The sequence below is a fragment of the Halomonas sp. 25-S5 genome (assembly GCF_029889845.1).
GTDB lineage: Bacteria > Pseudomonadota > Gammaproteobacteria > Pseudomonadales > Halomonadaceae > Halomonas.
Window position 1 is genome coordinate 21,176 of record NZ_JARANV010000023.1, and the last position, 13,678, is coordinate 34,853.

The following is a 13,678-nucleotide window of genomic DNA, read 5'->3' on the forward strand; positions in this document are numbered from 1 at the left end:
AGTGCAGGCGGCAAGCATCCTGCCATTCGGCAAGTGACTCACGCGAACGTGGCTTCTGCGTTGGCTCAAAAGCGTCGCTGGGCGACGAAAGGATTATGACCTCGCCACCCTCCTCGACATCCGGCACCCTCGTGGCCATCGGCGGTGCCGAGGACAGGAAATCCGACCTGGAGATCCTCAAACGGGTTTTCACCCTGGCCCCTGCGGGTAACCACGAGGTGGCGGTCATCGCCACGGCAAGCAGCATTCCCGACGAAGTGCTGCCCGACTACGAAGCGGCCTTCTCTCGCCTGGGCGCCAGCCGCGTCCATTTGCTGGAGATCCGGGATCGCCAGCAGGCGGCCGACGGCGATGCGATACGCCTGATCGAGCAAAGCGGCGTCATCTTCTTCACCGGCGGTGATCAGCTGCGCCTGACCAATGTCCTGGGGGGCTCCCCGGTGCTGTCTGCCATCCGCCAGCGCCTGGAAGACGGCGCGGTGGTGGCCGGAACCAGTGCCGGCGCGGCGGCCATGCCGGGCACCATGATCTACAATGGTGCCGCCGCCGATGCCCTGCGCAAGGGCGCCGTCAACATGACCTTCGGCCTGGGGTTGGTCGATGGCCTGATCATCGACAGCCACTTTCTCGAGCGTGGGCGCTTCACCCGCCTGATGGAGGTCGGAGCGAGCAACCCGGAACACCTCGGGGTGGGCCTGGGCGAGGATGCCGGTGTGATCATCCACCCCCATGGCATTCTCGAGGCCATCGGTCCGGGCCATGTCATCCTCATCGATAGCCGGGAATTGACGAGCTCGAACATCGCCGACCTTTCCATGGGCGAACCGGTGGCCATCGAGCACATGATTCTCCATGCGCTGGTCAGCGGCCATGGCTTCGATGTCGAGGCGCGGCGCTATCTCGTTCCCCAGGAACTCGGCGCCATTCTCGCGGAGAGTCAATGAACATTCTCGAGCACCGGGCCCTGCGCGGCCCGAACTACTACAGCCGCTACCCGGCGATCTTCCTGCGCCTGGACATCGAGGACCTCGAGGAGACGCCAAGCGACCTCGTCCCCGGCATCGTCGAACGGCTTAGCGCCCTGCTGCCGACCCTGCACGAGCACCGCTGCTCGGTGGGCCGGCCCGGTGGCTTCCTCGAGCGGCTGGAGCGCGGCACCTGGGCCGGCCATGTCGTCGAACATGTTGCCATCGAGATGCAGAACCTGATCGGCTTCTCGGTGGGCTATGGCAAGACCATCGACAGCTATGAGACAGGCATCTATAACGTCGTGTACCGCTACCGGGATGAGGCCTGTGGCCTGGCCGCCGGCGTCGAGGCCGTCGACCTCGTCCAGCGACTGTTCGCCGGCGAGGAAGTCGACATGCCGGCGATCATCGACCGCCTCAAGCAGGTGCGCGACGCCCACATGTTGGGGCCGTCCACCGCCGCCATCGTCGGCGCTGCCAACCAGCGGAGCATTCCCCATACCCGCTTGAGCGAGGAAAACAGCTATATCCAGTTTGGCCATGGCCATCGGCAGCAGCGTATCCAGGCGACGGTGACCGGCCATACGGACCTGATCGGCTTCGGCATCGCCGACGACAAGGAGTGGACCAAGCAGGTACTCGGCGATGCCGGGATTCCTGTGCCCCAGGGACGGGTGTGCGACTCCTTCGACGAGGCGCTCGAGGCCGTGGGCGCCATCGGCTATCCCGTCGCGGTGAAGCCCGTCATCGGCAACCATGGCCGCGGGGTGAGCACCAACATCGAGGACGATCAGGCGCTGCATGACGCCTTCGGGATCGCCGCCCATCGCAACCCCTCGGTGATCGTCGAACAATACATCCGCGGCGAGGATCATCGCCTGCTGGTCATCGACGGCAGGCTCGTGGCCGCCGCGAGGCGCCGCCCGGCGCATGTGGTCGGCAACGGAGTCGATACCCTGCAGGCCCTGGTCGACGAAGAGAATCGGGACCCGCGCCGCGGCATCGGCCACGAGAACCTGCTGACCCAGATCCCGCTGGACGAGCAGTCGCTAAGGATGATCGGCCAGCAGAACCTGACCCTGCAGAGCGTCATACCAGCCGATGAGATGGTCTTCCTCAAGCCCACGGCGAACCTCAGCACCGGCGGCACGGCCACCGACGTGACCGACGATGTCCATCCGGAGGTACGCTACGCGGCAGAGCGCATCGCGCGACTGGTGGGGCTCGACATCATCGGCATCGACCTGCTGGCCGAGACTCTGACCCGGCCGCTGGAGGAGCAGTCCGCCGCCGTGGTCGAGGTCAACGCCGGGCCCGGCTTTCGCATGCACCTCTCGCCCACCCACGGGGAGGGCCGGGATGTCGGTCGCCCGGTGATCGACATGCTGTTCCCCGACAGCGAAGACACGGGGCGCATTCCCGTCGCTGCGGTCACCGGCACCAACGGCAAGACCACCACGGTGCGCCTGCTCTCGCACCTGCTGCGCCAGGCGGGACGCAATGTCGGCATGGCCTGCACCGGGGCCATCGAGGTCGACAACCATGTGATCCTGCGCGGTGACTACAGCGGTCCCCAGGCGGCCGCGATCGTGCTGCGCGAGCCCACGGTCGAGTGCGCCGTGCTCGAGGTCGCCCGCGGCGGCATCATGCGCCGCGGCTTGGGGTTCGACGAGTGCGACGTCGGGGTATTGCTCAATATCGCCAGCGACCACCTGGGCGAGCACGACATCCATACGCTCGATGAACTGGCGCGCTGCAAGACGGTAGTGATCGATGCCGTCCGCCAGGGCGGGACGGCCGTGCTCAATGCCGATGATCCCAGGGTGCTGGAGGGCCAGGAGTGGGCGCGGGGCGAGATCATCTTCTTTACGCTGGACCCCGACTCGCGCCCCGTCCGTCAGCATGTCCGCGAACACGGCGTCGCCTTTACCGTCCACAACGAGCGCATCGTGATGCGCCAGGGCCATGTCGAGGCCGAGGTGATCCCGGTGGTGGATGTACCGATCACCTTCGAGGGGCACGCACGCTTCAATGTCGCCAACGCCCTGGCCGCCAGCGCCGCCGGCTATGCCCTGGGCCTGTCGATCGCCGATATCCAGCGGGGTCTGCAGACCTTCCACCCGACGCCGGGGCAGAATCCCGGCCGCACCAACCTCATCGACGCCGACGGCATGAAGGTGCTGATCGACTACGGCCACAATGTCCCGGCTCTCGAGGCCTTGAGCGAACTGGTGAGCGCTATCCCGGCCCGGCGACGCGTCAGCGTGGCCAGCGCCCCGGGGAATCGCCGCGACGAGGACCTGATCACGCTGGGCAGGCTGCTTGCCCGGATGCACGACGTCCTGTTCATCTACGAAACCGATGCCCGCGGTCGTGCCATTGGTGACGCCGCTGGCCTGCTGCGCGACGGGGCCGAATCCGTGCCGGGCGCCTGCCGGGTAGAGATCATCATGGAAGAGTCCCAGGCCGTCGACAGGGCCTTCGATGAGGCCAGTGAAGGCGACCTGCTGGTGTTGCTGATCGATGATGTCGAAGGCGCCATCGAGCGCCTGAAGGGTCGTCGTTTCTCGCCGCCAGCGGCGACGCCCCCCACGGATGCGTTGCCATGATGCCCCGCGAGGATCGGGACGCCCCCCTGCTGACTCTGCTGCGCGTTGGACGCATCTTCGCGCCACAACCGCTCGAGGCCACCGAGATCCTCATCGCCGACGGCCGAATCGCGGCCCTGGGGCGAGATCTCGCCGTACCGGAAGGGTGGCCCGTGCGGGTCGTGGAAGCCCGCGATCTCGTCGCCGTTCCCGCCTTCATCGACCAGCATGTGCATGTGACCGGTGGCGGCGGCGAAGGCGGCTGCGGCACCCGTTGCCCGGAGATCACCGCCCACGAGATTGCGTCCATGGGCATCGGCACCGTGGTGGGCGTGCTGGGCACCGACGGCATCAGCCGCTCGCCGGCGGACCTGCTGGCCAAGGTGCGCGGGCTCAGGGCCGAGGGTATCGCCGCCTACATGTACACGGGGTCCTATCGCGTTCCGCCACCGACTCTCACCGGCGACCTGCAGCGCGATCTGGCCTGGATCCCCGAGGTCATCGGCCTGGGCGAGATCGCCATCTCGGATCATCGCTCCAGCCAGCCGCGCCAGGACGAGATCGAGCGACTGGTCAGCGAGGTGCGAGTCGGTGCCATGCTGGCCGGCAAGCTGGGCATCTGTCATTTCCACGTCGGCGATGGCAAGCGGGGGCTGACGCCGCTGCGCCGCCTGCTCAGCGAGACCGAGATCCCCGCCGAGCAGGTGATCCCGACGCATGTGAACCGCCATCGCGAGCTGCTCGAGGAGGCCGCTGACTATGCGCTGACCTTCGACGCCAACGTGGATGTGACCGCCTTCGACGACGCCGACGAGGACGACATGAGCGGCTTCGGTGCGGTGTCGCGGTTGCTCAGGCGCGGCGTCCCGGTCGAGCGCATCACCATGAGTTCGGACTGCAACGGCAGCCTGCCCGAGTTCGACGCCCGGGGCGCCTATATCGGCATGCGGGTGGCGGGCAACACCACCCTGATCGCGGACTGGCAGCGCCTGGTACGCGAGGAGGTGCTGCCCCTGGAGCAGGCCCTGGGCGTGATCTCGGGAAACGTGGCACGAGTGCTCGGGCTCGATGGCCAGAAAGGCCGCCTGGCCGTCGGCCATGACGCCGACGTGACCCTGCTCGACGGCGACCTCCAGCCGCAGCAAACCTTCGTGTCAGGGAAGCGAGTCTATGCCAGGGACGGCTCGCCCGAGTGACGCGGACACCTCAGACACCTCAACCCGCTGATGGGTGGGCTCAACTCCCTAGGAGTCTGTTGATCCTGATGCTGGCGCTGATTGCCGACGGCTAGCAGATCACACGCTTTGCCTGGGATCTGCCGCACACCTTTCAAGAGCAAGATCGACTCCAACGGTTCGATAATCGACCAAACTCGGCTAGACTCGCTTGAAATGGGTTTAATTTTATAGCCGGGACCACCCCACCATGGAAGACCGTTGGCTCTCCGTCGATGAGATCGGCGAGTACCTTGGCGTGAAGCGCGACACCGTCTATCGCTGGATCTCCGAGCGGGCGATGCCCGCCCACCGTATCGGGCGGCTATGGAAATTCAAGCGCGACGAGGTGGATGACTGGGTCCGCAACGGCGGTGCCAGCGAGGGCAGCAAGCCCAATGCGTGATCAGGCCACCCTCAAGCGGCTGGGCTTCATGACCCGGCAGGGCAGCACCCATACGGCCCGCACCCTGATGCTCAGCGAGGTGTGCACTCTCTTCGACCATGTCCCAGCTGAAGCAGACAAGGATGCATACCTGGCCGCCATCCGCGATGCCAACTGTCTGGCCAAGCGCTCCGGTCGCAGTCGCCAGCTGACGGCCAGCCACCTGGCCGATCTCTATGGCCTCGACCCTGCCAACCCCATTCACGCCGGCCTGCGCTATTTCTGGTCACGAGACGAGGCCGCACGCCCCGAGCTCGCGCTGCTGGCGGCGGCTGCCCGCGACTCCCTGCTCAGGGATCTCGCCCCGGCCATTCTCGCCAAGCCGCTCGGTACCTCGATCACCCGTGAATCGGTCGAGTCGGCCATCGAGCAGCGTTGGCCGGGGCGCTTCAGTGATGTCACTCGGGAATCCATCGCCCAGCGGGTCAACAGTAGCCTGGTACAGGTGGGCTACTTGCTTGGCCCCATCAAGAAGGTGCGCGTTCATCTGGAACCCGCGACAGGCGCTGTCGCCTATGCCCTCTACCTTGCCTGGCTGCAGGGCGGCCGAGGCGAGCTGCTACTGCAGAGCCCCTGCTGCAAGCTTCTGGACGCCAGCCAGGACCGCCTGTTGGAGCTGGCGGCTCAGGCCTCGGCGAAGGGCTGGATGGTCATGCGCCGCATCGACAACGTGATCGATATCGACTTCCCGGCCCTGGCCCAGGTGGTCACCCAGGCCTTGAACACCTCTGAACCCGCGACTGCCGCCCAGCAGGAGATCTTCCATGAGCAAGGTTAAGCGCCTGATCGACTCCTACGGCCGCTTCATCGCCCTGCCCTGGCGCGACGACGCCGCAGCGGCCCAGCGCGTGGTCTTCTGCGTCTATCCGGAAACCGAGGAGCTGCGCCTGCGCGCCAACCTCGGGGAGTTCGAGCTGGTGACGCGTCAGAACGACCATGAGTGGATGACATTCGACCTCACAGACACCTTTGCCCTGTGGATGGCCGAGCAGAAATATGCCAAAGGATACTTCAGGTCGCCGGCCAAGCTGGCTACGGTGATACATCGCTACCTGGATTGGCTGGAGGCCCGCTTCACCGCAGAGCTGTCCGCCCAAGGCGCCGGCGACAACCACGTCGTCACCTTGTATGGCGTGGGCAGCCTGTTTGGCCTGCTGAAGGTCAAGGAGGTGGTGGACCGTCTGGCTCCTCATGTCAGCGGCCGGCTAGCCGTGCTGTTCCCGGGCAGCTTCGAGAACAACAACTACCGGCTGCTGAACGGTTACGACGGCTGGAACTACCTGGCCACGCCCATCACCGCCGACGGGGCCCGCTGAGCCGCCGCACCGCACGAATTCGAATTTCGCTTCCGCAGGGGAAAGGACGCATGCGCAACCGCGATATCTACGCCAAGGACCCAGCCCAGCAACGCCTGGAAAACCAAGGCGTCGCCTACGTCAACGACGACACCAGCAGCCGAGGCCAGAAGGTGCTGCGCTACGAGCTGGAGACTTTCGTCTGCGACGGCCAGTACGCCAGGGGCATGCAGGACATCCTGGACACCTACCTGCGAAACCTCGGCAGCGGTGCCTCCCAGCAGCCCGGCGTATGGATCAGCGGCTTCTTCGGCTCGGGCAAGTCACATATGGCCAAGATGCTGCGCAACCTGTGGGAAGACGTCAGTCTCGACGACGGTGCCACCGCACGCGGCCTCGCCCACCTGCCCCAGGAGATCCAGGACCTGTTCAAGGAGCTCTCCACCCAGGGCAAACGCCACGGCGGCCTGTTCGCCGCCTCCGGCACCCTGGGGGCGAGCTCCCGCGACAAGAGCGTGCGCCTGGCGCTGCTCTCGGTGATCTTCCGCGCCGCCGGTCTGCCCCAACACTATCCAGTAGCCCGCTTCGTGATGTGGCTGCGCGACGAGGGCATCCTCGACCAGGTGCGCGACGACCTCATAAGCCGCGGCGACGACTGGCAGGAGGAGCTCGACAACTTCTATGTCGCCGAGTCGCTGCACGAGGCACTGGTCCAGGCCAAGCCGAAGATCTTCAGCAGCGTGGAGTCCTGCGCCGAGACTCTCAGCCACCTCTACCCCCACGTCAACGACATCAGCAGCGATGAGATGCTCAAGGCCATCCGCCAGGCGCTGAGCCATGACGGCAAGATGCCGCTCACCCTGGTGGTGCTGGACGAGGTGCAGCAGTACATTGGCACCGATGGCCAGCGCTCCATCGACGTCCAGGAAGCGGTGGAAGCCTGCTGCAAGGAGATCGGCAGCCGGCTGATGTTCATCGGTACCGGCCAGACCGCCATTACGGGCACCAGCAATCTGGCGCGCCTGCAGGGCCGCTTCACCACCCGCATCGAGCTCTCCGATGCCGACGTCGATGCCGTCATCCGCCAGGTGGTGCTGGCCAAGAAGCCAGAGGCCAAGGCGCCCGTCACCGAGGTGATGGAGAGCAACCTCGGCGAGATCTCCCGCCACCTAGCCGAGACCTCCATCGCACACCGCCAGGAGGACACCCGCCACTTCGCCCAGGACTACCCCATCCTGCCGGTACGCCGCCGCTTCTGGGATGCCGCCCTGCGCGTGCTCGACCAGACCGGTACCGACAGCCAGCTGCGCAACCAGCTCAGCATGATCCACAAGGCGATCCAGACCAACCTGGACACGCCGCTGGGCAACATCATCCCCGGCGACTACCTCTACTTCGACGCCACCGACAAGCTGCTGCAGTTCCGCATGCTGCCGCGCAAGCTCCACGACGCTACCCAGCAGTGGCGCAGCGGCAGCGACGACGAGCGGCTGATGGCCCGGGCCTGCGCCGTGGTGTTCCTGATCAACAAGGTGGCCAGCACCAACACCGAGCTCGGCCTGCATCCGACGCTTGCCAATATCGCCGACCTGCTGGTCGATGACCTCAAGGCCGGCAGCAGCTCGCTGCGCTGTCGCCTGCCGGGGCTACTCGACACGTGCGAGTTCATCATCAAGGTGGGTGACGAGTATCGGATTCAGACCGAGGAGAGCGCCGCCTGGAACGACGCCTTCCTCTCCCACAAGAGCACCCTGGGCAACGCCACGCACCAGATCGAGACCGAGCGCGACGATCTGATCCGCCAGCACTTCGCCAAGCAGGTCGGCAACCTCACGGTGAACCACGGCGAGTCCAGGGTGCCGCGCCCGCTCTCGCCGGTCTTCGACATGACGCTGCCCCGCGATGCCGCCGAGAGGCTCTATGTGTGGGTGCGTAACGGCTGGTCGGACGACATCAGCCAGGTGCGCGCCGATGCGCGCCAGGCGGGGTCGGAGTCTCCGACCCTGTTCGTGTTCATTCCCAAGCGCTCCGCCGATGAGCTGCGCAACCAGCTGATCGAGTTCAAGGCCGCCAGCGCTACCCTGGAGACCCGCGGCACCCCCGGCACTCCCGAAGGGGAGGAGGCGCGAGCCGCCATGCAGACCACCCGCGACGCCGCCCAGCGGCGCATCCGCGAGCTGCTCGACGAAGCCTTCAACGGCGCCCAGGTGTTCCAGGGCGGCGGTAACGAGATCGTCGGTGCCACCCTGCGCGAGGCCATTCAGGAAGGCGCCGAGAACGCCCTCGCCCGCCTGCACCCCAAGTTCCACCTGGCCGACCACGCCGGCTGGGACAAGGTCTACGCCAAGGCCAAGCAGGGTGCTCCGGATGCCCTCAAGGCCGTTGGCTACGACGGCGAGCCCCAGAGCCACGCTGTCTGCAAGGCCATCCTCAGTTACCTCGGGAACGGCAAGAAGGGCAGCGAGATCCGCGACCGCTTCGAGCATGGCGACTACGGCTGGCCCCAGGATGCCATCGATGGCGCCCTGCAGGTGCTACTGGTCGCCGGCCAGATCCGCACCGCCGACGGCACCGCCCCCCAGGAGCTCGACCGCCGCGCCATCGGCAAGACCGAGTTCCGCGTCGAGGCCACTACCATCTCCGCGGGGGAGCGCATCAAGATCCGCAAGGTGATGCAGAAGCTGGGCGTGCAGGCCAAGTCCGGCGAGGAGTCCGCCAAGGCGCCGGAGTTCGCCGACAAGCTCCGAACCCTGGCCGAACAGGCGGGTGGCGAACCGCCGGCCCCGGAGGCCCCGCGCCTGGATGCCCTGGAAGCCGTGCGCACCAGCAGCGGTAACGACCAGCTCAAGGCCATCGTCAGCAACCAGGCCGAGCTGCTGGCCGCCATCGACGAGTGGCGGGCCACCGCCGAGAAGCTCCAGCAGCGCCGCCCCGCCTGGGCCACGCTCAAGCAACTGGCCGACCACGCCAGGAGCCTGCCCGACGCCGAGCCGCTGCTGGCCCAGGTCAGCCAGATTCGCGAGCACCGCTCGCTGCTGGATGACCCCGACCCCGTCCAGCCCTTGCTGGCCAACCTCACCCAGCAGTTTCGCGACACCTTCAATACGCTGCAGCAGCGCTATGCGGCCGAGCATGCCGCCGGCATGCAGCGCCTGGAGGCGGACGACAACTGGCAGCAGCTCTCGCCGGACCAGCGCCACGACCTGCTGGCCGCCAAACGCCTGACGGCCCACGACGCCCCCCAGATCACCCTCGGCGGCACCGACCAGGTGCTGGAAACCCTGAACCATGTGCGCCCCGACGCCCTGGCCGACCGCATCGCCGCGCTGTCCAGCCGCTTCGATGAGGTGCTGGTCAAGGCCGCCGAGGAGATGGAGCCCGAGGTGCAGTTCGTCAGCCTGCCGCGCCGCACCCTCAAGAGCGAGGACGATATCGACGCCTGGCTGGAGGACGTTCGCAATGAGCTGAGCGAGGCCCTGCAGGACGGGCCGGTGATCACCCAGTAGGAGCCCACAGGCCATGAGATCACGCCGTGACATCGAGGCGCTGCTGGCGGAACTGGAGCACGGCATCGCCGATGACCTGGAAGAGCAGGACCTGGACTTCAAGCAGTGGAACACCCAGAGCCGCGACAAGGCCGTGAAGAAGGTGGTCGAAATGGCCATCTGCATGGCCAATGGCGGAGGCGGCAGCGTGGTGTTCGGCGTGGCCGACCGCGTCTCCGGACGCGAGAACGCGGTGCTGGGCGTCCCGCCGGAAGTCGACGTCAATGTGCTGAAGCGGGCCGTCTACGACCAGACCGACCCGCACATCACCCCGGTATTCGAGGAGCTCCACGTGCCGGAGGGCACCGGCCGGGTGCTGATCATGCAGGTGTATCCGGGCATGCCGCCCCATACCGACACCAGGGGTGGCGGCACCATACGCATCGGCAAGGATTGCCAGCCACTGACAGGCACGCTGCGCCGCAAGATCGGCGTCGAGACCGGAGAGACCGACTACACCGCCGAGAACGTCTCGGTCACGTTCCAGGACGCCATCTCCAGCGTGGCCCTGGAATCCCTGCGCCAGATGGCCAAGGAGCAGGACGCTCCCGGTGACCTGCTGCGCATGGATGACCGCAAACTGCTGGAGGCGCTGGGTGTACTCAGGAAAGGCAAGCTGACGCGCGCCGCGATCCTGCTGTGTGGCAACGAAGCCACCCTTCGCGAGGTTTTTCCGGGATTCTACTGGCTGTTTCTTGCCATGCGCTCGGATACCCACTACGACAATCGGGAAGATCGCGTCAGTGCCATCCCGTCCGCCATCGCCCGGCTGGAAGAGCTCTCGCGGGCCTATAACCCCATCAGCACCGTCGAGCGCGGCATGTACCACTTCGAGTACCGCGACTATCCCGAGATAGCGCTGCGCGAGGCATTGATGAACGCCTTCTGCCACGCCGATTACCGTCTGCACGGCCCCGTCATGGTGAAGTGGTACGCCGACAAGGTAGAGATCAGCAACGGTGGTGGGTTCATCGCCGGCATCCGCCCCGACAACATCCTTCATCATCCCCCGGCGGCGCGCAATCCATGCCTGGTCGAGGCACTGACCCGCCTCAGGCTGGTCAATCGAAGCAACCTCGGGGTCGCGCGGATGTTCGATGCGTTTCTCGTCGAAGGCAAGCACCCGCCGCTGATTCGCGAGGTCGGCGAGTCGATCACCGTCACCTTCCTGCGTTCCTCGCTGGATGCAGCGTTCCGCCACAGCATCGCCCAGTTGGACGATCCCCCGCTGACCACCGACCAGCTTTTGGTCGTCCATGCGCTACGCCAGCACCCACTTGCCGACTGTGACACCATCGCCTGGGAGTCCCAGTTGAGTAAGCGGCGAGTCGAAGAAGTGCTGAAGGCTCTTGCCAAGCGACACCTGGCCAGCGTCACCGGCAAAGGAGAGGGGCAGCTGTGGCGACTGGCAGGGGCGTTCCAGTCAGCTCCGCTCACGGAGCAGGACCCGGAAACTCAGCGCGAAACACTCCTTGAGCTGCTGCAGCAAGGCCCCAGCTCCATCAGCCAGCTGATGGAGCTGACCGGCCTCAACCGCAGTGCCGCCAAGCGACAGCTCAATGAGCTCCGCCAGCAGGGGCTGGCACACCTGGAAGGAAAAGGCCCAGCGGCACGCTGGCACGCTAGCGAACCAGAGTTGGCCAGAAATTGATTCGAGCCAATTTTTGATCCAATTTTACTAAAAATTGGTTCGGGATTGGATTTGTACCAAATCACCGAGTCCAATAACCCAAACACGCAAAGATGCCGGAATACCAATCACCCTAGGGCCATGCCATGCTGACCTCCATCCAGCTGACCAACTTCAAGAGCTACCGGCAGGCCAGGCTGGACCTGGCACCGCTGACCTTCCTGATCGGCCCCAACGCCTCGGGCAAGAGCAACGCCCTGGAGGGCATTCGCCTGCTCAACTGGCTGGCCAAGGGAAAGCGCCTGGACGATATCGAGCGCGATATCCAGGGCGGCGATACCGTGGTGCGAGGCCAGGCCCGTGATCTGTTCCGAGAGGATGGCGAGCCGTTCACGCTGGAGGCGCACCTGGCTGATGCGCCCGAGGGCTGGGGCGACTTCTCCATCACCATCGATCAGCTCAGTGATCAGCTGGTGGTGGCGGACGAGCAGATCACCCACCCCGACCAGAAGGTGCCGCTCTACCGGGTGGACAGTGTGCCCAACGAACACAGCGACGAGATCAGCATCGCCTACAACAACTTCCGGAAAGGGCCAAAGAAGCCCCATATCCCCTGCTCCAATCGCCAAGCGGTTTTCTATCAACTGGAGACGCCCGGCCGTTTCCAGCAATCCCACACCGAGGCCCAGAAGCTGATTCCCGAGGTGACCCGAACACTGCGCGAGACGCTGCGGAATATTGTCTTCCTCGACCCGCGCCCGGCGCAGATGCGCGACTACGAGTACGCCGGCGACAAGCACCTAAAGGAGGACGGCAGCAACCTTTCCGCGGTGGTCTATCAGCTCTGTCAGCACTCGGCTAGCAAGCAGGCACTGCTCGATTTCATCCGCTCATTGCCTGAGCAGGACATCACCGATATCCAGTTCATCGAGACGCCCCGCCAGGATGTCATGGTCAGCCTGGAAGAGACCTTCGGCGAACAGCAGCGCTTCGTGGATGCCCCGCTGCTTTCCGATGGCACCCTGCGCGTGCTGGCCGTGGGCGCCGCGCTCTTGTCAGCGCCCGAGGGTGCGCTGCTGATCATCGAGGAGGTCGACAACGGCGTGCACCCCAGCCGGGCCGATGTGTTGGTGAGGCAGATTCGTGAGGTGGCCAGCCAACGGCAGCTGCGGGTACTGATGACCTCCCACAACCCGGCCCTGCTGGATGCCCTGCCCGACGCGTCCCTGGCCGATGTGCTGTGCTGCTACCGCGACCCGCAGCAGGGTGATAGCCGCCTGGTACGCCTGGGCGACATGCAGCGCTACAGCGAGCTGGTGGCCCAGGGGCCTCTCGGCCAGCTGATGACCCGCAAGGTGCTGGAGCGCTTCCTCAAGGACGATACCTCCCCGGAACAGCGCCGCGCCGCGGCACTGGCCTGGCTGGAGGAGCTCAAGCAGGACACGGAGTCTCAGGGATGAGCGCCATCTGTCTCATTGATACATCGGTATTCGTGGAAATCCTCAGGGTTCCCGGGATGGACAGTAACCACGCTGATGTCGTTGCAGAGCTGGGAGATCGGCTTACCCGACAGGAGTCCCTGTTTCTGCCCATGGCAACGATCCTGGAGACCGGCAACCATATCGGCCAGCACGGCGACGGCCGCGAGCGCCGGGCTTGTGCCCAGCGCTTCGTAAAGCAGGTCGAGGCGGCATTAGACGGGCAGAGCCCTTTCAAGCCAATCAACTTCCTGGAGGCCGAGCAGCTTCAGGCATGGCTGTCGGAATTCCCTGACCACGCCAAACGAGGGAGCGGCCTGGGTGACCTATCCATCATCCACGACTGGCAGCGGCTCTGTGAGCAGAACCCGCAGCGCCGGGTGACCATCTGGTCGCTGGATCAGCACCTTGCCGGCTACGACCGACCGGCGCCGTAATGCACACGGCTGAGCATTAAACGCCGCCCAATGCGCACAGCAATGCTTATGTGCAAAGGAACACGCATTCGCAGGGAC

Annotated in this window: 10 protein-coding genes; all 10 read left to right on the forward strand. The window is 65.6% G+C overall.

Annotated elements, in window-relative coordinates:
• Positions 1 to 95 precede the first annotated feature (95 nt).
• The 10 genes from OP498_RS14795 to OP498_RS14840 all read left to right on the forward strand — a co-directional run bounded on the left by OP498_RS14795 (position 96) and on the right by OP498_RS14840 (position 13,600).
• Entirely contained in the window at positions 96 to 944 is an 849-nt protein-coding gene (locus OP498_RS14795) for a cyanophycinase (RefSeq protein WP_280554137.1), read from the forward strand.
• Complete coding sequence (gene cphA / locus OP498_RS14800; RefSeq protein ID WP_280554138.1) at positions 941 to 3,577, forward strand: cyanophycin synthetase; 2,637 nt, start codon at positions 941 to 943, stop codon at positions 3,575 to 3,577. The genes OP498_RS14795 and cphA overlap by 4 nt, the downstream gene beginning before the upstream one ends.
• Positions 3,574 to 4,752, forward strand: a complete 1,179-nt coding sequence (gene iadA / locus OP498_RS14805) for a beta-aspartyl-peptidase (RefSeq protein ID WP_280554140.1) — start codon at positions 3,574 to 3,576, stop codon at positions 4,750 to 4,752. The genes cphA and iadA overlap by 4 nt, the downstream gene beginning before the upstream one ends.
• A gap of 229 nt (positions 4,753 to 4,981) precedes the next feature.
• The gene (locus OP498_RS14810) at positions 4,982 to 5,176 is read left to right on the forward strand and encodes a helix-turn-helix domain-containing protein (RefSeq protein ID WP_280554143.1); all 195 of its coding nucleotides are present in this window, start codon (positions 4,982 to 4,984) and stop codon (positions 5,174 to 5,176) included.
• Positions 5,169 to 5,993 (forward strand): hypothetical protein, encoded by an 825-nt coding sequence (locus OP498_RS14815; RefSeq protein WP_280554145.1) that lies wholly within the window; start codon positions 5,169 to 5,171, stop codon positions 5,991 to 5,993. The genes OP498_RS14810 and OP498_RS14815 overlap by 8 nt, the downstream gene beginning before the upstream one ends.
• Positions 5,980 to 6,531 carry a BREX protein BrxB domain-containing protein gene (locus OP498_RS14820; protein ID WP_280554148.1) on the forward strand — a complete coding sequence of 184 codons (552 nt, stop codon included), beginning with the start codon at positions 5,980 to 5,982 and terminating at the stop codon, positions 6,529 to 6,531. The genes OP498_RS14815 and OP498_RS14820 overlap by 14 nt, the downstream gene beginning before the upstream one ends.
• A gap of 50 nt (positions 6,532 to 6,581) precedes the next feature.
• The gene (brxC, locus tag OP498_RS14825) at positions 6,582 to 10,016 is read left to right on the forward strand and encodes a BREX system P-loop protein BrxC (protein WP_280554150.1); all 3,435 of its coding nucleotides are present in this window, start codon (positions 6,582 to 6,584) and stop codon (positions 10,014 to 10,016) included.
• 13 nt (positions 10,017 to 10,029) lie between these two features.
• On the forward strand, positions 10,030 to 11,706 hold the full coding sequence (locus OP498_RS14830; RefSeq protein WP_280554152.1) for an ATP-binding protein: 1,677 nt from the start codon (positions 10,030 to 10,032) through the stop codon (positions 11,704 to 11,706).
• A 125-nt stretch (positions 11,707 to 11,831) separates the two neighbouring features.
• Positions 11,832 to 13,145: an AAA family ATPase gene (locus OP498_RS14835; protein WP_280554154.1), complete on the forward strand. Its 1,314-nt coding sequence runs from the start codon at positions 11,832 to 11,834 to the stop codon at positions 13,143 to 13,145.
• The gene (locus OP498_RS14840) at positions 13,142 to 13,600 is read left to right on the forward strand and encodes a hypothetical protein (protein WP_280554155.1); all 459 of its coding nucleotides are present in this window, start codon (positions 13,142 to 13,144) and stop codon (positions 13,598 to 13,600) included. The genes OP498_RS14835 and OP498_RS14840 overlap by 4 nt, the downstream gene beginning before the upstream one ends.
• The last annotated feature ends 78 nt before the right edge of the window (positions 13,601 to 13,678 follow it).

Coding starts and splice junctions, on each gene's coding strand:
- OP498_RS14840 (WP_280554155.1), top strand. CDS start 13,142: ATGAGCGCCATCTGTCTCATTGATACATCGGTATTCGTGGAAATCCTC.
- OP498_RS14835 (WP_280554154.1), top strand. CDS start 11,832: ATGCTGACCTCCATCCAGCTGACCAACTTCAAGAGCTACCGGCAGGCC.
- OP498_RS14830 (WP_280554152.1), top strand. CDS start 10,030: ATGAGATCACGCCGTGACATCGAGGCGCTGCTGGCGGAACTGGAGCAC.
- OP498_RS14820 (WP_280554148.1), top strand. CDS start 5,980: ATGAGCAAGGTTAAGCGCCTGATCGACTCCTACGGCCGCTTCATCGCC.
- OP498_RS14810 (WP_280554143.1), top strand. CDS start 4,982: ATGGAAGACCGTTGGCTCTCCGTCGATGAGATCGGCGAGTACCTTGGC.
- brxC (WP_280554150.1), top strand. CDS start 6,582: ATGCGCAACCGCGATATCTACGCCAAGGACCCAGCCCAGCAACGCCTG.
- iadA (WP_280554140.1), top strand. CDS start 3,574: ATGATGCCCCGCGAGGATCGGGACGCCCCCCTGCTGACTCTGCTGCGC.
- OP498_RS14815 (WP_280554145.1), top strand. CDS start 5,169: ATGCGTGATCAGGCCACCCTCAAGCGGCTGGGCTTCATGACCCGGCAG.
- OP498_RS14795 (WP_280554137.1), top strand. CDS start 96: ATGACCTCGCCACCCTCCTCGACATCCGGCACCCTCGTGGCCATCGGC.
- cphA (WP_280554138.1), top strand. CDS start 941: ATGAACATTCTCGAGCACCGGGCCCTGCGCGGCCCGAACTACTACAGC.